Annotated in this window: 21 protein-coding genes; 15 read left to right on the forward strand and 6 right to left on the reverse strand. The window is 32.9% G+C overall.

The features are described from left to right. Positions 1–80: 80 nt before the first annotated feature. The gene (locus ABD940_RS11285; RefSeq protein WP_345203711.1) at positions 81–566 is read left to right on the forward strand and encodes an SRPBCC family protein; all 486 of its coding nucleotides are present in this window, start codon (positions 81–83) and stop codon (positions 564–566) included. A gap of 121 nt (positions 567–687) precedes the next feature. On the opposite strand, the gene ABD940_RS11290 is transcribed toward ABD940_RS11285, so the two are convergent. The 5 genes from ABD940_RS11290 to ABD940_RS11310 form a co-directional block, all read right to left on the reverse strand. Continuing rightward, a complete protein-coding gene (locus ABD940_RS11290; RefSeq protein WP_345203713.1) occupies positions 688–1,032 on the reverse strand; it encodes a hypothetical protein in 345 nt (114 codons plus the stop codon). Between the two features lie 45 nt (positions 1,033–1,077). Next, entirely contained in the window at positions 1,078–1,332 is a 255-nt protein-coding gene (locus ABD940_RS11295) for a four helix bundle protein (RefSeq protein ID WP_345203716.1), read from the reverse strand. A gap of 114 nt (positions 1,333–1,446) precedes the next feature. Further along, complete coding sequence (locus tag ABD940_RS11300) at positions 1,447–3,492, reverse strand: S9 family peptidase (RefSeq protein ID WP_345203718.1); 2,046 nt, start codon at positions 3,490–3,492, stop codon at positions 1,447–1,449. A 173-nt stretch (positions 3,493–3,665) separates the two neighbouring features. Then, the gene (locus tag ABD940_RS11305; RefSeq protein WP_345204711.1) at positions 3,666–4,406 is read right to left on the reverse strand and encodes a uroporphyrinogen-III synthase; all 741 of its coding nucleotides are present in this window, start codon (positions 4,404–4,406) and stop codon (positions 3,666–3,668) included. 12 nt (positions 4,407–4,418) lie between these two features. Beyond that, positions 4,419–5,087 carry a DUF4271 domain-containing protein gene (locus ABD940_RS11310; protein WP_425550361.1) on the reverse strand — a complete coding sequence of 223 codons (669 nt, stop codon included), beginning with the start codon at positions 5,085–5,087 and terminating at the stop codon, positions 4,419–4,421. Positions 5,088–5,516: 429 nt separating this feature from the next. Here ABD940_RS11310 and ABD940_RS11315 point away from each other — a divergent pair, with 429 nt between their 5' ends. From ABD940_RS11315 to ABD940_RS11335, 5 genes are read left to right on the forward strand one after another with little or no spacing between them, the layout of a single operon-like run. Further along, complete coding sequence (locus tag ABD940_RS11315; RefSeq protein WP_345203722.1) at positions 5,517–5,687, forward strand: hypothetical protein; 171 nt, start codon at positions 5,517–5,519, stop codon at positions 5,685–5,687. Between the two features lie 44 nt (positions 5,688–5,731). Beyond that, positions 5,732–6,448 carry a polyprenol monophosphomannose synthase gene (locus tag ABD940_RS11320; protein ID WP_345203725.1) on the forward strand — a complete coding sequence of 239 codons (717 nt, stop codon included), beginning with the start codon at positions 5,732–5,734 and terminating at the stop codon, positions 6,446–6,448. Continuing rightward, positions 6,421–6,828 (forward strand): DUF4296 domain-containing protein, encoded by a 408-nt coding sequence (locus ABD940_RS11325; protein WP_345203727.1) that lies wholly within the window; start codon positions 6,421–6,423, stop codon positions 6,826–6,828. Before ABD940_RS11320 ends, ABD940_RS11325 begins: the two co-directional genes overlap by 28 nt. A gap of 6 nt (positions 6,829–6,834) precedes the next feature. Next, complete coding sequence (gene tgt / locus ABD940_RS11330) at positions 6,835–7,968, forward strand: tRNA guanosine(34) transglycosylase Tgt (RefSeq protein WP_345203730.1); 1,134 nt, start codon at positions 6,835–6,837, stop codon at positions 7,966–7,968. Between the two features lie 19 nt (positions 7,969–7,987). Beyond that, positions 7,988–9,100 carry an LptF/LptG family permease gene (locus ABD940_RS11335; protein WP_345203733.1) on the forward strand — a complete coding sequence of 371 codons (1,113 nt, stop codon included), beginning with the start codon at positions 7,988–7,990 and terminating at the stop codon, positions 9,098–9,100. Here ABD940_RS11335 and ABD940_RS11340 read toward each other — a convergent pair. Beyond that, positions 9,094–9,810 (reverse strand): biotin--[acetyl-CoA-carboxylase] ligase, encoded by a 717-nt coding sequence (locus tag ABD940_RS11340; RefSeq protein ID WP_345203736.1) that lies wholly within the window; start codon positions 9,808–9,810, stop codon positions 9,094–9,096. The genes ABD940_RS11335 and ABD940_RS11340 overlap by 7 nt on opposite strands. 86 nt (positions 9,811–9,896) lie before the next feature. Here ABD940_RS11340 and rsfS point away from each other — a divergent pair, with 86 nt between their 5' ends. From rsfS to ABD940_RS11385, 9 genes are all read left to right on the forward strand, one after another. Beyond that, positions 9,897–10,265, forward strand: coding sequence for a ribosome silencing factor (rsfS, locus tag ABD940_RS11345; protein ID WP_072953881.1), 369 nt, complete (start codon positions 9,897–9,899; stop codon positions 10,263–10,265). Between the two features lie 16 nt (positions 10,266–10,281). Then, positions 10,282–12,291: an ATP-dependent zinc metalloprotease FtsH gene (gene ftsH, locus ABD940_RS11350; protein WP_345203741.1), complete on the forward strand. Its 2,010-nt coding sequence runs from the start codon at positions 10,282–10,284 to the stop codon at positions 12,289–12,291. A 137-nt stretch (positions 12,292–12,428) separates the two neighbouring features. Then, on the forward strand, positions 12,429–13,010 hold the full coding sequence (locus tag ABD940_RS11355) for an LUD domain-containing protein (RefSeq protein ID WP_345203743.1): 582 nt from the start codon (positions 12,429–12,431) through the stop codon (positions 13,008–13,010). A gap of 24 nt (positions 13,011–13,034) precedes the next feature. After that, entirely contained in the window at positions 13,035–13,907 is an 873-nt protein-coding gene (locus tag ABD940_RS11360) for a phosphatidate cytidylyltransferase (protein WP_345203746.1), read from the forward strand. A 4-nt stretch (positions 13,908–13,911) separates the two neighbouring features. Continuing rightward, positions 13,912–14,568: a phosphatidylserine decarboxylase family protein gene (locus ABD940_RS11365; protein ID WP_345203748.1), complete on the forward strand. Its 657-nt coding sequence runs from the start codon at positions 13,912–13,914 to the stop codon at positions 14,566–14,568. Between the two features lie 795 nt (positions 14,569–15,363). After that, complete coding sequence (locus ABD940_RS11370; RefSeq protein WP_345203750.1) at positions 15,364–16,002, forward strand: Two component regulator three Y domain-containing protein; 639 nt, start codon at positions 15,364–15,366, stop codon at positions 16,000–16,002. Between the two features lie 212 nt (positions 16,003–16,214). Continuing rightward, entirely contained in the window at positions 16,215–16,628 is a 414-nt protein-coding gene (locus ABD940_RS11375) for a transposase (RefSeq protein WP_345203754.1), read from the forward strand. Then, positions 16,629–16,949 (forward strand): helix-turn-helix domain-containing protein, encoded by a 321-nt coding sequence (locus tag ABD940_RS11380; protein WP_345203757.1) that lies wholly within the window; start codon positions 16,629–16,631, stop codon positions 16,947–16,949. Positions 16,950–17,281: 332 nt separating this feature from the next. Then, entirely contained in the window at positions 17,282–19,084 is a 1,803-nt protein-coding gene (locus tag ABD940_RS11385; protein ID WP_345203760.1) for a hypothetical protein, read from the forward strand. Positions 19,085–19,088 lie beyond the last annotated feature (4 nt).

Consider the following 19,088-nt stretch of genomic DNA (forward strand, 5'->3'; position numbering starts at 1 on the left):
TATAAATTTTAGAATACTTGTCATAGGAAAAGAGCTATCAAAGAATAAAGAATTAGCTTTGTTAAAACAAAATATTAATTATGGAATCTAATATCACTTTTAACAAAGATTTTGGCTCAAATAGTGTTTATGTCATGAAAATTTATGACGCTGATGTACCAAAAGTCTGGGATTACTTCACAAAATCCGAATTGCTGGATGAATGGTGGGCTCCAAAACCATGGAAATGCGAAACTAAAAGCCAGGATTTCAAAGCAGGCGGCATTTGGTTGTATTCAATGGTTGGTCCGGAAGGAGAAAGACATTATGCTCAGGTAAAATATGGTGAAATTATGGAACACAGAAGTTTTGATGGAACTGATACGTTCTGTGATGAAAACGGAAATGTAAATCCTGATTTTCCTGAAGCAAAATGGCTGTTTGGTTTTACAGGAGTGGAAGAAGGAACGAAAGTAACAGTGAATATTCATTTTCCTACGGAAGATTCTTTGAAGCGATTGCTGGAAATGGGATTTGAAGAAGGTTTCAAAATGGGACTCAACCAATTGGAGGAAATTTTGAAATGATTTTCTAAACACAAATTTCACGAATGTTTTCACAAATACACACAGTGTTTTATTAATTTAGCCAAAACATAAAAATTATAAACAAAAATGGAAAGTAAAATATACTTTCCATTTTTTATTTTTAAATTAATTCTTCATCCTGAAAATACTGAATAATTGCTTTTTTCATAAGAATTTGCTGTTCATTCGGTTTTAGTTCCGGAAGTTTTTCAAGTTCCTCAAAATGTGGATATCCATCGTCGTCGTAATGCGAAAATTTATAATATCCAAAAGGCTCCAATAATCTGCAAACTGCAATATGAATTAAATTTACCTTATCGTCTTTAGTATATTTCTGCTGACCGCTTCCCAATTCCTGAAGACCGATTAAAAATAAATATGTTTCAATAGGAGCGTCTTTTTCAGTATCAAAATTTTCAATGAAGAACTTTTGTACTCTCTGCCAATATTCTGCGTCGTTAATCATAATTAATTATAAATGATAATTGATAGTTGATCAATGATTAAAAGGTTAGTCTTTTAACATTTTTCTGTAAGAAGAAGTTGTTTTGAGAACTTCCTCAGTTTTAATTTTTAAATCTAATAATATTTCTTGCTGAACATAATTTAACTCTTCTAACATTTCGAGCCAGAATAATGTTTCATCGGTTTCTTCAATAACGATGGACAGTTTTGAGAATCTTTCCGCTTTTGATCTTGCTCTACACATAGCTCTATAATTTGCCGCCATTGATGTAGAGGATCTGTATAGTTGTTTTCTGATCACCTAAAATGCTTCATTGTAAGGAAGTTTTAAGAACTCCTTAATAATTGTTATTGCCAAGAACTTTGTTTTTGAAGCGAAAATTTATTATAATCGGCGTTATCCATCATTTATCAATTATGATTTATCATCTATCATTAAAAGGAATGCATATTCCAATGCGTCTTCCTTCAATGACTCAAATCTTCCGCTTGCACCGCCGTGTCCTGCGCTCATATCTGTTTTGAAAACCAAAATATTATTATCTGTTTTCAATTCTCTCAATTTTGCCGTCCATTTTGCCGGTTCCCAATATTGAACCTGAGAATCGTGTAATCCGGTTGTAATCAATAAATTCGGATAATCTTTTGCTTCTACATTATCATAGGGCGAATAAGATTTCATATAATGATAATATTCTTCGTCGTTTGGATTTCCCCATTCGTCATATTCTCCAGTTGTTAAAGGGATTGTTTCATCCAGCATTGTAGAAACAACATCCACAAAAGGAACTTGCGCTACAATCCCGTTGAATAAAGCCGGTTCATAGTTCATTACCGCTCCAACCAACAATCCTCCCGCACTTCCGCCCATTGCGTAAAGATGTTTTGAGGAAGTATAATTTTCTTTAATCAAATGTTTTCCTGCATCAATAAAATCGAAGAATGTATTTTTCTTAAACAACATTTTTCCGTCTTCATACCATTCTCTTCCTAAATATTCACCTCCACGAATATGTGCAATTGCATAAATGAAACCTCTATCCAAAATTGAAAGTCTCACATTCGAAAAACTTGCATCAACAGTATGTCCGTAACTTCCATAACCGTATAAAAGAACAGGTGTATCTGCCGATTTTTTCGTGTCTTTATGATAAACCAAAGAGATCGGGACTTTTTCTTCACCATCTCTCGAATCTGCCCAAATTCTTTCAGAAATATAATTTTCAGGCAAGAATTTTCCGCCCAAAACTTCCTGTTGCTTCAACAATTTGGTGGTTTTTTCCTTCATATCATATTCGTAAGTCGAACTTGGCTGAGTTAATGAAGTATAACCATAACGTAAAACTTCTGTATCAAATTCAAGATTTACCCCGATGTAAGCGGTATAAGTCGGATCTGAAAATGGCAAATAATATGATTCCTGCGTTGTTTCATCGATGATTTTTATTTGTAACAAACCTTCTTCTCTTTCTTCAAGAACCAGATAATGTTTAAAAATTTCAAAACCTTCCAGCAAAACTTCAGGGCGGTGAGGAATTACATCTACCCAGTTTTCCATTCCGCAATTGTCGATTTTTGCTTTTACAATTTTAAAATTGAAGGCCTCATCCGCATTAGTAATAATGTAGAATTCATCTTCATAATGTTCAACAGAATATTCTAAATCATCAATTCTTGGCTGAATGATTATCCAATCTGCAAATACATTGTTTGAAGGAATAAATCTGTGTTCATCGGAAATCGTGCTCGAGCTTGCAATGAAAATATATTCTAAAGATTTTGTCTTAAAAACATTCACATCGAAAGTCTCATCCTTTTCGTGGAAAATTAAAATATCTTCAGAAGGATCGGTTCCCAATTTATGTCTGTAAACCTGAAAAGCTCTTAAGCTGTCGTCTTTTCTGATGTAGAAAACATGCTCGTTATCATTTGCCCAAACTGCTTTTCCTGTTGTGTTTTCAATTTTATCAGGAAGAATTTCTCCCGTTATTAAATTTTTAAAATTAATGGTATAAATTCTACGGCTTACATTGTCACTTGAAAATGATGCTAATTCATTATTTGGCGCAACAGCAACGCTTCCTACTTCAAAATATTCTTGTCCTTCTGCCAAAACATTTACATCAAGAATGATTTTTTCTTCGTTGTCTAAACTTTTATGTTTTCTGCAGAAAATAGGATATTCTTTTCCGTCTTCGTAGCGAACGATATACCAATATTCATTAAAAAAGTAGGGAAGAGACTCATCATCTTTTTTGTAACGGGCTTTCATTTCTTCAAAAAGTTCTCCTTGAAGATGTTCTGTGTCTTTCATCACAAATTCTTCGTAAGCATTCTCTTCTTCAAGATATTTTATGACTTCAGGATTTTCTCTTTCATTGAGCCAGAAATAGTTGTCTATCCTTTTGTCTCCGTGTATTTCAAGTATTTTTTCTATTTTTTTTGCCTGTGGAGCTTTCATCCGAATATTTTAATTTTTTTATTTGATCGGATGGAACGTCTTTCTACATTTTCTCTTTTTGAAGAGCTTGTAGATGGACGTTTCATTCAATGTTAATTCTTGTTCAAATTTAATTAAAAAAAAACCATCTTTCCTTTATGAAAAGACGGTTAGTTTATATTTAGTACAAAATTCTACTTGTGTAAAGTTTTAATATACTTTTCCAATGCCATTGTCATAGATGGAGTTTCCTTTGTAGGAGCCATTAAATCTACTTTTAATCCTGCTTCTTCTGCTGCAGCTGAAGTTGTTGTTCCAAAAACACCAATTTTAGTTTCTTCTTGCTTGAATTCAGGGAAATTCTGTTGTAATGACTTAATTCCTTGCGGGCTGAAGAAAATCAACATATCGTAATCCTTAATGTTAATATCTGTCAGATCACTGCAAACCGTTCTGTACATGATGGCTCTTTTCCAATCTACATTCGATGCTTCCATTGTTTTCACAATATCCGGACTCAAAACGTCTGAAGATGGCAACAAATATTTTTCAGTAGGAAATTTTTTGAAAAGAGGAGCCAGATCTGCGAAATTCTTTTCCCCAAAACTGATCTTTCTTTTTCTGTAAACAATATGCTTTTGAAGATAATTCGCAATCGCTTCAGACTGACAGATGTATCTCATCGTATCAGGAACTGCAAAACGAAGTTCTTCAGCTAGCCTAAAGTAATGATCAATAGCGTTCTTACTCGTGAAAATAATCCCCGTGTATTGTGTAAGATCAATCTTTTGTGTTCTTAATTCTTTATTGTCAACCCCTTCGACATGGATAAAAGGACGGAAATCTATCTTAATCTTTTCCTTCTTCGCAATTTCAAGGTATGGAGACGATTCGCTAGGCGCTGGCTGTGATACCAATATAGACTTTATTCTCATCATTGACTTTTATTAAAAAAATAATAATTTCCAAAGCAACAAAATAGGTGCGATTTGGAGGGTGCAAATATACAAAAATTTATAATACCATTTTTCAGGTAAGATGTTGTTCTTGTGAAATAAATAGAAAAAAACTTTGAAAATGAATACTATAGCGAAAAACAATAAATAGTATAAAAATAATTTATTTCTGTCAACAGGGAAATAGTAGTGGGTTACACATAAAATTATTAACAAAAATGACAGAATAAAATAAAATTTGGTAGAGGTAAAATAAAAAATTGTCCATTTTTTTCCATCACCGATACTTTGATAAAATAAAAATCCTAAACCTGATTTTATTAAATAAAAAAGTACCACAGCAATTAAACAAAAACCAAATTTGTTCAGTTGATAGCCCAAAATCTGTAAATCTGCAATATATTTCGGAACAGTCGGAATGTATTGAGAGATTAAAACCGATAAAGTAAGAGCAATCACACAGGACGTGATCACCCAACTTGGCAGGTTATTACTCGCGTCAAAATATTTTTGAAGCAGAAAGTCTTTCAGGTTGGCTTCTCTTTCTACAATATTCATCATAAAAAGGTATAAAAATATGCAGCCCAACAATATAAAGATGACCCAATCGTTGTTCTCAGGTATTCTTATATGATTTGTAATGTTTTGTGATAACAGCAACAGAATGTTTTTTGCAAAATTATAGATTATTTTGTATAAAAAAAAGCCTGAATAATTCAGGCTTCAATTGCAATTTTTTATTTATTTTTTCCTTAAACTGTCTCCCAATATAATTCCAATAGGACCTATAACTGGAAAAAAAATTAAGCTTAAATATGGTAAAATTCCTGCTTTATTCTTGAATAATAGACTTATTGCGTATACATAAAGCACTACTAAAACAAGTAATAAAAATATGATATTAAAAAAATTAATTGATAAAATACGCATAATATTATTTTTAATTACAACAATAAGTTCTAAAGATAACAATAATGTATTAACAATTTAATTTTTCAACCTAAAAATTAAATTGTTAATATGAATATAAAATGATTCTATGAGATTATTATCCTGTAATTTTATATTTGTTTAAAAATTTTACATAAAATGGTAAAGGATAAACTAATCAGAATACCCACAAATTATGCTCAAGAAAATAATATTCCCGAATTAATGCTAAAAAGTATGGAAGAATATCTGGATATTCTTAAAAAAGAAAATCAAGAGTTGAAAGATGAGAATATTAAATTAAAACAACAAATTAACACACCTTTATGATTTAAAATTGTCTTTAATAATTATCTTTGCAGACAATTTTTGAAATGAAAAAACTGGTCATAATTCCGACTTACAACGAAAAGGAAAATATTGAAAATATTATTTCCGCGGTTTTTGCATTGGAAGATGACTTTCATATTTTGGTAGTGGATGACTCGTCTCCCGATGGAACGGCGGAAGTGGTGAAGGATTTACAAAAGAAATTTCCGCACTATTTACATCTGTCTATCAGGAAGGTGAAAGATGGTTTGGGGAAAGCTTATATTCATGGTTTCAAATGGGCGATCGAAAATAAATACGATTACATTTTTGAAATGGATGCCGACTTTTCTCACAACCCGAATGATTTGCCGAAACTTTTTGAAGCGTGTAAAAATGCAGACATGGCAATCGGTTCCCGTTACTCTAAAGGAGTAAATGTGGTAAATTGGCCAATGGGAAGAGTTTTACTTTCTTATTTTGCTTCTAAATATGTGAGATTTGTTTTAGGACTTTCAATTCATGATACGACTGCAGGTTTTGTCTGTTTTTCGAGAAAAGTATTGGAAGAGATTGGTTTGGATAATGTAAGACTAAAAGGTTATGGATTTCAGATTGAAATGAAATTCAGAGCTTTTAAAAAAGGATTCAAAATTGTAGAAGTTCCTATTATTTTTACAAACAGAATCTTGGGAGAAAGCAAAATGAATGGAGGAATCATTCATGAAGCGGTTTTTGGAGTTTTAAATTTAAAATGGAAATCAATAATCAACAGATTATGAAAAAGCTGATCTTCATTTTCGTCCTGATGTGTATGTTTTCGTGTGAAGACTACATCGATAAACCTAAAAATCTGATTCCGAAAGATCAGATGGCAGAGATTATGGCTGATTTGGCAATCAATGATCAGGCAACTTTCATGTATCCGAATTCTAATCTGGAAGCCGGAACAAGATACATTTTGAAAACACATAATGTAAAATCCAACGATTTTGTTGAAAGTTTTAAATATTATGTCGTAAAAGACAAAATGAACGGAATTGCAGAAGATGCCCAAAAAATATTATTAGAGAAAGATCCGAAAGCGGATAAATATGTAAAAGATAAATTGAAGAAGAATGCGGGAACTTTGCCCAATACTATTCCGAATTTATCAAAATAATGAGAGATGCAAAAGTTTTTTAATATAGAAAAAACCTCAGAGGGAAAGGCTAGAGCGGGAGAGCTTACTACAGATCACGGTAAAATCCAGACGCCGATTTTTATGCCTGTAGGAACTGTAGCAAGTGTAAAAACAGTTCACCAAAGAGAATTAAAAGAAGACATAAAAGCCCAGATTATTTTGGGTAATACATATCATTTATACCTTCGTCCGGGAATGGAAACGATGGAAGCAGCAGGAGGTTTGCACAAATTCATGAACTGGGATCTTCCTATTCTGACGGATTCGGGAGGTTTTCAGGTGTTTTCATTGGCGAGCAGCAGAAAAATGTCGGAAGAAGGAGCGAGATTCAAATCACATATCGACGGAAGTTATCACATGTTTTCTCCGGAAAAATCTATGGAGATCCAAAGACAGATCGGAGCTGATATTTTTATGGCTTTTGATGAATGTGTAGCGTATCCTTGTGAATACAATCAGGCAAAAACATCAATGGAGCTGACTCACCGTTGGTTAAAAAGATGTATTGAATGGACTGAAAATAATCCTGAATTATACGGTCATAAGCAAAGACTTTTCCCTATTGTTCAGGGATCTACTTTTTCCGATTTAAGAAAAATTTCTGCAGAGGTAATTGCAGAAGCCGGCGCTGAAGGAAATGCAATCGGCGGACTTTCTGTGGGTGAACCAGAAGAAGAAATGTACCGAATTACCGATGAGGTAACTGATATTTTGCCAAAAGAAAAACCAAGATATTTGATGGGAGTCGGAACTCCGTGGAATATTCTCGAGTCAATCGGTTTGGGAATCGATATGATGGATTGCGTAATGCCGACAAGAAATGCAAGAAACGCAATGCTTTTCACTTGGCAAGGCGTGATGAACATGAAAAATGAAAAGTGGAAAAAAGACTTTTCGCCGTTGGATGAATTTGGTACAAGTTTCGTAGATAGAGAATATTCGAAAGCATATCTGAGACATTTATTTGTTTCTAAAGAATATTTGGCAAAACAAATCGCTTCAATTCATAATCTGGCGTTTTATTTAGATTTGGTAAAAGTAGCAAGAGAACATATTTTGGCAGGAGATTTCTACGAATGGAAAAATTCTGTGGTTCCTGTTCTTCGTCAAAGACTTTAACAGTAAAAAAGATAAAATAATGCTAAAAATTATAGACAAATATATCGTTAAAAAATACCTTGGAACTTTCAGTTTCATGTTGATATTGCTGTCTATAGTTGTTTTGGTAATCGACGTTCAGCAAAAAATTCCTAGAATTGAAAATGCAACGGCAATCGATTCAAAGCTGAATGTGACTTATTTTTTGATTCACTTCTATCCGTTTTGGATCGTCAATCTGGTGATGACTTTCCTGTCCATTCTAGTATTTATTTCAGTGATTTTTTTCACGTCGAGAATGGCTAATAATACAGAAATTGTTGCCATAATCAGTAGTGGAGCAAGTTTTCACAGATTTGCAAGACCCTATTTACTGACATCTTTGTTTATCGCACTTTTGTCTTTGGGAATCAATCATTTTATTCTTCCTTGGGCGAATATTCAGAAAAACCAATTGGAAGCTTATACTTATAATGCCGCCAATAAGGAAAAAGTAATGGGAACAGCTCCAGTTTCCGCGCAATTGAGTAAAACAGAGTATATTTTCATCAATTCCTGGAATAAAAGAGAAAAAAGGGGATCAGGATTCGTTTATCAGAAGTTTGATAAAAACAGAAAAATGACCTACGAATTGAAAGCCTCCGACGTTTTCTGGGATAAAGATAAAAAACAGTTTGTCTTAAATTCCTACATGGAAAAGACAATCAATAAAAACGATACGGAAAAATTATCGAGTGGTTTTGATTTGAAGAAAAGTTATGGTCACGATCCGGAAGAACTTTTCCCGAACGAACTTTTAGGTCAGAATAAAACAACTCCCGAGCTTTTAAAATTCATTAAAAGAGAAACTGAAAAAGGAAACAGCAACCTCAATACACACTTAAATGAACTCCATCAGCGAACTTCAATGCCTGTTTCTATTGTGATTTTAACATTTTTGGCACTTTCATTGTCTTCGCAAAAAAAACGTGGAGGATTGGGAATCAACTTAGCGTTGGGAATTTCTTTAGCGTTTGTTTTTGTATTCTCATTTGAGGCTTTAAAAGTTGTTTCGGAGAACAAAAGTATGTCTCCGGCTTTGGCAATGTGGTTTCCCAATATCGTATTTTTCCCACTTGCAGCTTATCTTTATATTAAAAGAGCAAATCAGTAAAGAAGTTTTATTTCTTTGTGATAAAAGGATTGTAAGCCGTCATTTTCAAGATCAATCACGATTTCGCCATTTTCATCAGCATTTTTTATGATGCCATTTTGTCGCTTTTTATCTAATTCGAAAACGGAAACTTCATCTTTTCGGAATAAGCTTGCATTAAACTGATTCATAATTTCCTTTTTAGACGGAATGTTTTTCAATTTTTCAACTAAGAATTTGTTTAAATTTAACGTAAATTCTTCAAGATCAAAAAGCTTTCCGGTTAAGCTTAAAAGTGATCCTGCGTTAGAAATTTGATCAAATTTTTCCTGAAGAATATTAAATCCGGCTCCGATAATGAAATAATTATTTTGATTAATCTTTTTCTTTTCGATTAGAATCCCGACTATTTTTTTATTTTTAAGGATAATATCATTCGGCCACTTTATTTTCACGGTATTTTCAGTCAAATTGGCAAGGAAATCCCTAATAACAATTGCGGTATAATAATTGAACATAAAATCCGAGACTGTAGAGTTTTCAGCCTTTACAGCAAGAGTATAAGCCAAATTTTTTTCAGCCGTTGAAGACCATGTATTTCCGTATTGTCCGCGACCTTTGGTTTGATTGAATGTATAAACTGTAATAAAATCCGAATTCCCGTAAAGTAAAAACTTTTCAATTTCGTCATTAGTAGAAGAACATTCTTTCAGGTAAAATAGTTGGCTCATTTAAGAAAACTTTAAGACTTTAAAAGGCTAAAAGTAAGGCTAAAGTAAAAGAAAAACAATAAATTTGCAGATTATAGTATTTTTTAATGAATAAAACAGCAGAAAAACAAGCACTAATAGATAAAATTGTAGAGGCTATCCAAGATGTAAAAGGTGAGGATATCATGATTTTTGATCTTTCGAACATCGAAAACTCTGTAGCAGAGACTTTTATAATTTGCAGCGGGAACTCGAATACACAGGTTTCAGCTTTGGCAGGTAGTGTAGAGAAAAAAGTAAGAAACGATCTTAAAGACAGACCTTGGCATGTAGAAGGTACCGAAAACTCGATGTGGGTTTTGGTAGATTATGTGACGGTTGTAGTTCACATTTTTCAAAAAGAAACTCGTGAGTATTATGATATCGAGGAACTTTGGGGAGATGCGAAAATTACAAAAATTGAAAGTGAATATTAAATTTTAAAAAGTATAAATGAACAATAAAGGATTTAACTGGTTTTTTCCGATTGCGATCATAGCTCTTTTGTTATTCTTTATCCCTAATTTTTTTGGTGATAGCAGTGCAAAATCTATTGACGAAGATGCTTTCTTTATAGAAATGCAGACGGGAAAAGTTCAGAACATTATAATTTACAAAGATACTGAGAAGGTTGACGTGTTCCTTACAAAGGCCGCGAAAACTACGATGGTAAAGACAAAGGACAATGATCCGCTTTCCGCATTCTCAATGTCTCCAAAAGCAGATTTTTCTGTTAAATACGGAGATCTTCAGCTTTTCCTTCAAAAATTTGATCAGGTAAAAGCGACGAATCCGGCAATTAAAACAACAAAAGATTACGGTGCGGGTAAAAGCCCGATTACAGACATCTTAGTTTCTGCATTGATCTGGGTTGCAATTTTAGGATTATTCTATTTCCTTCTTTTCAGAAAGATGGGAGGTGGAGGTGGTCCCGGTGGACAAATTTTCTCTATCGGAAAATCTAAAGCAAAACTTTTCGACGAAAAAGAAAGAATTCAGGTGACATTTAAAGATGTTGCAGGTTTGGAAGGTGCTAAAGAAGAGGTTCAGGAAGTAGTAGATTTCTTGAAAAACTCGGAAAAATATACAAAACTTGGAGGTAAAATTCCTAAAGGTGTTCTGTTGGTAGGACCTCCGGGAACTGGTAAAACGTTATTGGCGAAAGCTGTTGCGGGTGAAGCTAAAGTTCCTTTCTTCTCACTTTCAGGATCAGATTTCGTGGAAATGTTTGTGGGAGTAGGTGCTTCAAGAGTAAGAGATCTTTTTGCTCAGGCTAAAGCTAAATCTCCTGCAATTATCTTTATTGATGAGATCGACGCAATCGGACGTGCAAGAGGAAAAAATAATTTCTCTGGTGGAAATGACGAAAGAGAAAATACATTGAACCAGCTTCTTACGGAGATGGATGGTTTTGGAACAGATACGAATGTAATCGTAATGGCTGCAACCAACAGAGCAGATATCTTGGATAAAGCTTTAATGAGAGCAGGACGTTTTGACCGTTCAATCTATGTAGACCTTCCGGAATTGCACGAAAGAAGACAGATTCTTGATGTTCACTTAAAGAAAATCAAGCTTGATGATAATGTAGATAGAGATTTCTTAGCAAAACAGACACCTGGTTTCAGTGGAGCAGATATTGCTAATTTATGTAATGAAGCGGCATTAATTGCAGCAAGAAATAACCACGCTTCGGTAACGAAACAGGATTTCCTTGATGCAGTAGACAGAATTATCGGTGGTCTTGAAAAGAAAAATAAGGCAATCAAACCTTCTGAAAAGAAAAGAGTAGCATATCATGAAGCAGGACACGCAACAATTTCTTGGTTGGTAGAACATGCTTCTCCGCTTTTAAAAGTAACAATCGTTCCGAGAGGACGTTCTTTAGGAGCAGCTTGGTATTTACCGGAAGAAAGACAGTTGACAACTACAGAACAAATGTTGGACGAGTTATGTGCAACATTAGGAGGTAGAGCTGCAGAACAGGTTATTTTTAACAATATTTCTACAGGAGCACTTTCAGATTTGGAGAGTGTAACGAAAAGAGCTCAGGCGATGGTTACAATCTACGGTTTGAGTCCTAATATTGGTAACATTTCTTATTATGACAGTTCTGGACAATCTGAATATTCTTTTGGAAAACCTTATTCTGAGGAAACGGCAAAGAAAATCGATGCTGAAATCAAAGGAATTATAGAAAACCAATATGACAGAGCGATTCAGATCTTAACTGAAAATAAAGATAAGCTTGATGCTTTGGCTAATAAATTATTGGAAAAAGAAGTTATTTTCCGTGAAGATTTAGAGGAAGTTTTTGGTAAAAGAGCTTGGGATCCGGAATTAACAGAAAAGCCTGTTACGAATACAATTCCTGATGCTAAAGAGCCTACAGAAGAAATCATTATTAAAGAAAAGGAAAACGAAAGTGAAATTCAGGCTCCTGAAAGCCCGACACAACTTTAAAATTTCTTGAAATTTAAATAGAACAAAACCTGACAGTTGCAAAATTGTCAGGTTTTTTCATATTTATCGGCACGTTTTTGGAGTTCTATCTAATTAATTTTATATTTTTGTATAAACTTGCCTCAAAATAGATCAAATTGAATTTATTCAAGAAACTTGTAAACAAACTTACCAACCAGCCGGAAGACGACGAAAAGCAAAGTCTGGAGAAGCTAGGAGATTCGCTGAAAAATGCAGATCTCGACTATAAGTTTGCCCAATTGTTTACGCATTCGGGAGGATTTTTCAATTACTGTGCAGATGAAGCAGAAGCACTGCAAACTTTACATCAAATCATCAAAATAGAAGGAATCAGCAATATTTTCTGTTGGGATAAAGATCTTCAGAATTTTTTAAATGTTGTGAAAACTCCTTACTCTTCTGAGTTACAAAGTAATAATGATGCAAGTTTCATTACCTGCGAATATCTTATTGCTTATGACGGAAGGATCATGCTTTCTCACAACAATATTCTTCATTATCATTCTTCAAGGTTGCCAAACAAAATTATCATCATGGCAAATGTTTCACAGATCGTGAACAATCTGAATGACGCGATGGGAAAAATAAAGAGAAACGGAAATATTAAAAATCTTACTTCTATCAGCGGAGGACAATCAAAACTGGATCCGTCTTCCAATACCAATACGAAGCTGTTTTTATTGCTGCTTGAAGATTAAGCATCAACTTATAAAATTAAAACCTTGGACAAAAATCTCATTCAAAGAACCTTATCAGGAATTGTTTACGTAGCAATCATTATTCTTTGTACAACTCCGCTTGGAGCTCAACTGATTAACGGAGTTTCTCCGGGACTTGTAAAGCAGGAATACTTGTATTATGGTTTGATTACACTTTTGATGGGTGTCGGTTCTTGGGAATGTTTTAAAATAATGAAATTTGGAAATGGCTACGAAAGATTTGTCGTATTTCCTTTAGTTATTTTTATTTTTTATATTTTTTCTAAAAGATATTTTCACTTCGATTTCTTTTTTGATTTTAGAATAAGTGAAATTTTAGCAATACTCCTTATTCTTATCGCTTCGGTTACTTTATTTAAATATCCTAATGAATTGTACTTTGACAGTGGGAAATTGATTTTTACGGTCATTTACGTGGCTCTACCATTCAGTTTTGCATTAGGTTTACCAAAGTTTTCAAGTTTTAATGACAGCTTCTCTCTTGAAGTTCTTTTTCTGTTCATTTTGATTTGGAGTAGCGATACTTTTGCATATTTGACGGGCAAATTCTTTGGAAAACATAAAATGGCTCCCAAAATTTCTCCTAAAAAAACATGGGAAGGATATATCGGTGGAGTAGTTCTTACTTTAATTTTATCTTATTTTATTGAACACTATCATTCTGATCTTCGAGGAAACTGGATGGTTGTCGGCTTTTTAGTTGCTGCATTTGCTCCTGTAGGTGATTTGGTGGAAAGTCAGCTGAAAAGAAATTTTGCAGTAAAAGACAGCGGAAACATCATTCCGGGACATGGTGGAGTATTAGATCGTCTTGATAGTTTTATTATCTGCGTTCCTGTCGTATATTTGTACTTTATTTTAGAAAAATTCATTTAATCTCATGAAACTACACAAAGAATCAAAAGGAACAATTACCGTTGCAACCATCTTGTTTGTCATTTTGGGAGCGTTGGCTATTTATTTTCTTAAAATGTGGTCTTTACTGATCATTCTGCCATTATTGGTAATTTACAGCTTAGTATTTTGGTTCTTCCGGGTTCCGAATCGTGAAATTTTAGATCACAAAGAAAACGTGATCGCTCCGGTTGACGGAAAAGTGGTGATGATAAAAGAAGTGGATGAAGACGAATTCATCAAAGGAAAAGCAATTCAGGTTTCTATTTTTATGTCTCCGCTGAATGTTCACATTTGCAGATATCCAGTTTCAGGAAAAGTGATTTATAAAAAATATCATCCCGGAAAATATTTAGTAGCTTGGCATGAAAAATCTTCTACGGAAAACGAAAGAACAACTGTTGCTGTTGAAAGCTTAACAAATCATAAAGTTGTTTTCAGACAGATTGCGGGTTATGTTGCGAGAAGAATTGTTTTCTATTGTAATGAAGGTGATGCAGCGAAAGCCGGACATGAATTCGGATTCATCAAATTTGGTTCAAGAATGGATGTTTTCTTGCCTTTGGATACAGAAATTGTATGTAAGATCGGTGACATCACAAAAGGAGGTTTGGATGTTATTGCGAGAATGAAAGACAACTAAAACTTAATTTTATATAAAAATTCAAAGGGAAAATCTTTAAAGGTTTTCTCTTTTTTTTGTTATTAAATTTTACATAATTCTTCATTGCCAGATTTCTTATTGAGTTTTACTACTCGTGCGTAAGATTGAGTATTTTTATTATTATACACATTCATTGGTTTGATTTAATTTTACAAAGCAAAACGCAACAATTCATAAGTTTAAGTCGTTGTCCATTTTTATGGACGACGACTTTTTATAAGTTTATTTTAAAGTAAAAATTTATGGTATTTTTATTTTCTGCATAATATTTTTCTGAGAATAAGTTTTTGTGGTATATTGTATTAATTATATTTGTAAATATTAATGAATTTTTTACATAAGAGAAGATTGTGCAAAATTCATATCATAATTAAAAAAACACTTAAATCATATTTTTATTGACAACAGCTTTGCGAACAGATTTTAATCTGTTTTGCAGTTTTAATTGTGCTTATAAGATATTGGTTCTTATGCTTTAATGAGTACAAATAGCTATTTGAACTATATTTAAAAAACATAAAAGATAAGATGATTTATAAATTTTTCTTTAAAATGATCAATAATGAGGCGGAAAAAATAGATGATGATTTTGAAAGTAACTATTTGAATCTTATTAACAGATATTTGCTTTTTCTCTTCTTTATATTTCTTTTTTATTCCATTTTTATTATAATTTTTTTTGGTGACGCAATTATTTCTACATTTCTTACTGTCATCACTCTTTTTTGGGTGCTATTGATCTCCATAAAAGGCAAAACCAAGAGGTTTAGAAATATGCTGAAGTTCGTTATTGCTTTTGTTATCGTATTGCTCACTTTTATGGTAAGTTTTTTTCATATTTACACCTCAAAAAATGCGGGTGTGGAGTATTTTTATTTCAGTCTTCTTTTTGCAATACCTTTTTTCTTAAATTATAAGAATGATAGAGCAATTATATTTTTTCTGGCTTTTATAATCAGTATTAATTTTATTGCCTGCCTCTGTTTTGATTTTGATTTTTTGCCGAAAAGTAAATTTTTTGAAAAGCAGGATTACAGAACTGTGAAAATGCTGAATATTTTATTTTCTATAGCTTCTTTTTTAATGGATATTGTATTTATTGCTCAAAAAGACGAGTTGATAAATGGATTGATTAGAAACACGAAAATTAAAGATTCGACGATTGAAGATCTTGTGAAAACCAATACAGAATTAATGAAGCAACAAATGCTGATCCATCATCTTACGGAAGAAAATATTCAGGAAATATTCAGTTTAGCGGAAAATAATTCTGCAATGTTTTTTGAGAAGTTTCAAGTCTTTTTCCCAAATTTCATTCCGGATATTTTAAAAATCAATTCTAATCTTATTCATTCAGAACTATATTTTTGTGCATTAATGAAGCTTGATTTTGATACAAAAAAGATTGCTTAATGTACAAATAACAGTATAAGAGCTGTGGAAAGCAAAAAATACAGAATACGAAAAAAACTTAATATTTCTTCTGAAATAAATATCAACAGCTTTCTTCTTAAAATATAAATCAATATTTTGATTTTTAATACTCACGCGTAGCATTGCGAAGTCGTTAAAAGTGATATTTTGTGGCAATGTGAATATTTTTACTTGTCAAATATTATTATGCTATGAATCTTAAAAATATTCACATTGGTAGTCTGATTCAGTGTAAAGTCGAGGAACTCAATATTCCTGTTGAAAGAATGTTAAAGTTTTTGGATTGCGAAGAAGAAGATATAAAAGAAATATATCAGCAAAAGCAAATTAATACAGATATTTTGTTGAGATGGTGCAAGCTTTTGGAATTTGATTTTTTTAGGGTTTATACGGGGCATCTTATACTTTATTCTCCGCCTTCTAAAGTAAATAAAACGTTGAGGAAGAAAGAGAATATGCTTGTATTTAGGAAAAATATTTATACAGAAGGAATTAAAAATTTTATAATCAGAAAAGTAATTACAGAGCAAATGACGGCAAATGAAGTGATTTCCAGATATAAGATTCCTAAAACAACTTTATTTAAATGGTTAAAAAAAGTATAAATGTGTCCCGATTACAAACAAATCTATTTGGATATTCTGCAGGAAAAATACCCTGAAAAGCTAGAAAATCAATTGATAAAAAATAAGTTGAATTCACTGCATTCGGCTGTTGATATTTTGAAATTTGATGAACTTATTTTCGGAAAATCTTCAGGTTCTGCCGAATTTAAAAATCAAAGACTTCGATCTTATGATGAGGAATCTGTCTTAGAAATTTTAAGATATCAGAAAAAAAATAAAATGACAAATAGTGATATTGCTAATCATTTTAAAATAAGCCGGAATACGATTGCAAAATGGAAAACAATTTACAAAATTTAGATTATGTTCTAGACTTGCGGATAGTTGTTTTTAATATAAATGAATTATTGATTCTATATTTGTTTTTATAATTAAAATATGTTTTTATTTTGTAAAATATAATGCATTATTTTGGATTTATTTCAAATAATAGTAAGATAACTCAACTTTTCTTTTATTCTTTTCAGATTGTATAAAGCGTTAATATTCTGTGAGTTTTACTACGCGTGAGTAGTATTGCGTATTCGGATTTTATACTGTAAGTGTTTGTTAATGATAATTTTGCTCCAATTCAGTGATTTGAGTTAAAAATTTTAATCAATTAGGAAATAAACATTTATAATTTAAAAAAAATGATGAAGACAAAATCTACAACATCCAAAATCGGAATTTTGCTCATTGCATTACTTTTGACTTTTGGAAAATTCTATTCACAAGCTAATAATGGCGCAGTCGGCATTAATACTTCTTCTCCAAATTCAAATTCTGTTTTGGATGTAGTTTCGGGAAATAATAACAAGGGAATACTTATCCCGAGACTAACTGAAACACAGAGAAATGCTATCGTAATCAATAAACCGAAAGACGATGGATTGACAATTTACAATACAACGGAAGATTGTTTCAACTACTGGAGCTTTATGGATGATGAATGGAAAAGCGTTTGCGGACAGCTTGGAAAGTCGGTTTTCACGGTGGATTGTTCTACTTCGAAAGCAATGGGAGCTTATGTGAAAGGAAAAGAACTTACAAATTCTAATTATCTTAGCATTTCCGTAAATGTAGCTAAAGTCGGGAACTATACTATTTCAGGAACGACATCAAACGGATATAATTTTTACGGAACAGGTGTCTTTCTAAACACTGGAACTCAAACGGTTCAGGTTTTAGGACAGGGAATTCCTCAAAATATTCAGACGGATAATGTAACGATTGCAGCGAACGGAACTGGCGTTACTTGTACGCCGCCAATTTCTATTACGGTCTTGAGTCCTTCAGGAGCCTATACAATGAGTTGTGGAAGTGCAATAGTGAATGGAGTTTACAAAGTAGGGACAGCTCTTACGGCTTCAAATACAGTTACTTTGCCTGTGAATGTTTCGGCATTGGGAAGTTATACAGTCACAACAAATACAGTTGATGGAATTTCTTTTAGTGGTTCAGGGACTTTTACGGCAACAGGAAATCAGAATATTACACTAAGCGGAACGGGAACACCTGCTTCCACAAGTGTAAAAACTATTACGATAACTTCTGATAGCCAAGGTGGAGTTTCAACAACTTGTAGTGTAAATGTGATCGTCGTAATTCCAAAGAAAACGGTATTGCATATTGGTTATGAAACGGCTTACGGATATAGTGCTTATACGGGACCTTCAAGAAGTTTAATGGATTCTCCTTCTAATTTTGGAACAACAGCTTCAAGTATTGTAAAGTATGAAGGTTTTAATCATATTTCATTGGGGAATTCACCCTCGTCTGCAGCTCTCTTAACCGCTCTAAATAACAAACCGGATATTGTGATAATTGGCTATAACTATACTCCAAATACTACTGATGCAGGATATATTGCAAATTATTTAAATAAAAAAGGTATTGTGATCGCTTTAACGGATGATACAGGTTCTGCACAGAATTTATTAAGAGGAATATTTTCGGATCCTACCATTTCAGCTTCTTATGGAGGAGGTGCAGGTTCGGTTTATGCATTATCAAATAATGACGATCCTATTCTAAACGGTCCTTTTGGAGATGTAAGAGGTAAAAACTGGGGAGAAGATGCTTCAACTACGGTTAATATTTCCGGATTAACGAGTGGATTTGTTCCCTACAGCTATGCACAACCTATTAACAGTGCAACTGCAAGAACCGGAGTTTCCGCAATCAGAAATAGCAGCTTGAATTTTATCTGGTTTGGTGACGGAGGGTTTTTAAGTAACGAAAACGCAAACGGTAGCCAATATTCAAGTAATACAATTGAACCTTTTGTTGCTCCGAGTTCGGGAGGTTATTTTCCTGTTCAAAAATCTATTTATGGAAGTGCCGGAAATGGATATGCAGCCGGAAGTATGCAGGTTCAGAATTCAATTTTATTTGCAAATATGGTAGCTTGGGCAATCAAGCAAGCCGAATTCAGCGGAATTAATACACAGTAATATA

Source organism: Chryseobacterium ginsengisoli, from assembly GCF_039542325.1.
In the GTDB taxonomy this organism is placed as follows: domain Bacteria; phylum Bacteroidota; class Bacteroidia; order Flavobacteriales; family Weeksellaceae; genus Chryseobacterium; species Chryseobacterium ginsengisoli.

Bases quoted from the DNA above. Each gene is read 5' to 3' on its own strand.
- ABD940_RS11370 (WP_345203750.1), top strand. From the start codon at position 15,364: ATGCTGAAGTTCGTTATTGCTTTTGTTATCGTATTGCTCACTTTTATG.
- ABD940_RS11335 (WP_345203733.1), top strand. From the start codon at position 7,988: ATGCTAAAAATTATAGACAAATATATCGTTAAAAAATACCTTGGAACT.
- ABD940_RS11285 (WP_345203711.1), top strand. From the start codon at position 81: ATGGAATCTAATATCACTTTTAACAAAGATTTTGGCTCAAATAGTGTT.
- ABD940_RS11325 (WP_345203727.1), top strand. From the start codon at position 6,421: ATGGAAATCAATAATCAACAGATTATGAAAAAGCTGATCTTCATTTTC.
- ABD940_RS11375 (WP_345203754.1), top strand. From the start codon at position 16,215: ATGAATCTTAAAAATATTCACATTGGTAGTCTGATTCAGTGTAAAGTC.
- ABD940_RS11315 (WP_345203722.1), top strand. From the start codon at position 5,517: ATGGTAAAGGATAAACTAATCAGAATACCCACAAATTATGCTCAAGAA.
- ABD940_RS11290 (WP_345203713.1), bottom strand. From the start codon at position 1,032: ATGATTAACGACGCAGAATATTGGCAGAGAGTACAAAAGTTCTTCATT.
- ABD940_RS11320 (WP_345203725.1), top strand. From the start codon at position 5,732: ATGAAAAAACTGGTCATAATTCCGACTTACAACGAAAAGGAAAATATT.
- ABD940_RS11340 (WP_345203736.1), bottom strand. From the start codon at position 9,810: ATGAGCCAACTATTTTACCTGAAAGAATGTTCTTCTACTAATGACGAA.
- rsfS (WP_072953881.1), top strand. From the start codon at position 9,897: ATGAATAAAACAGCAGAAAAACAAGCACTAATAGATAAAATTGTAGAG.
- ABD940_RS11365 (WP_345203748.1), top strand. From the start codon at position 13,912: ATGAAACTACACAAAGAATCAAAAGGAACAATTACCGTTGCAACCATC.
- ABD940_RS11385 (WP_345203760.1), top strand. From the start codon at position 17,282: ATGATGAAGACAAAATCTACAACATCCAAAATCGGAATTTTGCTCATT.
- ABD940_RS11305 (WP_345204711.1), bottom strand. From the start codon at position 4,406: ATGAGAATAAAGTCTATATTGGTATCACAGCCAGCGCCTAGCGAATCG.
- ABD940_RS11380 (WP_345203757.1), top strand. From the start codon at position 16,629: ATGTGTCCCGATTACAAACAAATCTATTTGGATATTCTGCAGGAAAAA.
- tgt (WP_345203730.1), top strand. From the start codon at position 6,835: ATGCAAAAGTTTTTTAATATAGAAAAAACCTCAGAGGGAAAGGCTAGA.
- ABD940_RS11300 (WP_345203718.1), bottom strand. From the start codon at position 3,492: ATGAAAGCTCCACAGGCAAAAAAAATAGAAAAAATACTTGAAATACAC.
- ftsH (WP_345203741.1), top strand. From the start codon at position 10,282: ATGAACAATAAAGGATTTAACTGGTTTTTTCCGATTGCGATCATAGCT.